The following is a 1013-nucleotide window of genomic DNA, read 5'->3' as shown; positions in this document are numbered from 1 at the left end:
TCAAAGAAGTTGGCATCGACGCTAATATTGTCTTGTCCTAATAACTCACTCCAGATGGCTTGTACGGCTAACTCCATTTTCGTTTCTGGTGGCAGATATCTAGTGGTGTCGGTGCTTACATCGATACTCAGTAGCGCTTTGCGATCACGTTTGCCATTCGCTGTCACCGGCATTTCCGCTAACATCACAATGTGCGAGGGCACCATATAAGCGGGTAAGCGCGTTTCAAGGAAAGATTTTATATGACTTTCATGTGCTTGATCTGGTACTAAGTATGCGACTAGTTGTTGGTCTTTAACCAGTACCGCCACTTCATCTACAATTGGGTGTTGTAAGGCGACATTTTCGATTTCTTCCAGTTCGATACGATAACCTCGTAACTTGACCTGAAAATCGGAACGTCCGATGAACTCTAACTGACCACTATGGTTCCATCTAACCAAGTCACCCGATTTATACAAGCGGCCAAACTCATCTGAATCGATGAAGCTTGCGGCGTTAAGTTCAGGATTATTGATGTAACCAGCGGTCACTCCTTCTCCACCAATATAAAGTTCACCTTTTGCGCCTACCGGCAGCAATTGCTGAGCGTTATTCATGACATAGAGGCTGACATTAGGTAAACCCCGGCCAATATTGGGCTTACTGTTCACCTCGATGTCAGCAAAGGTTGAGTTAACGGTACACTCAGTGGGACCATATACGTTTAAGGCAAAAGATTCATGTTGCTGGTAATACTGAGCCAGGGTTGACCATAGCTCGGTTGGCATGGCTTCGCCGCCAATCAACATGCTGGGTAGTTCAATGTCACGTGACTGACATTCTTTTACCAGTAGTTCAGCTAACGATGGTGTGGTATCAAGCATGTCAATTTCGGCAGACTCAATATAACTGGCTAGTGCACCTGGGTCTGTGCGCATTTCTTCGGTCAATAGATGCAACTCGACGCCAAAGGCAAGTTGGGTGAGCGCTTGTACCGAGGCATCAAAGACTAACGGTGCATTCCAAGCCCA

General features: G+C 46.3%; 1 protein-coding gene. It reads right to left on the bottom strand.

From position 1 onward, the window contains the following. Positions 1-1013 (bottom strand): AMP-binding protein (locus tag H4J39_RS00485; protein ID WP_182225503.1); only part of this gene is annotated, 1013 nt, incomplete at both ends.

This window comes from Colwellia sp. Bg11-12 (assembly GCF_014076955.1).
Classification (GTDB): Bacteria; Pseudomonadota; Gammaproteobacteria; order Enterobacterales; family Alteromonadaceae; genus Colwellia_A.
This window is presented reverse-complemented; position numbering and strand designations above follow the sequence as displayed.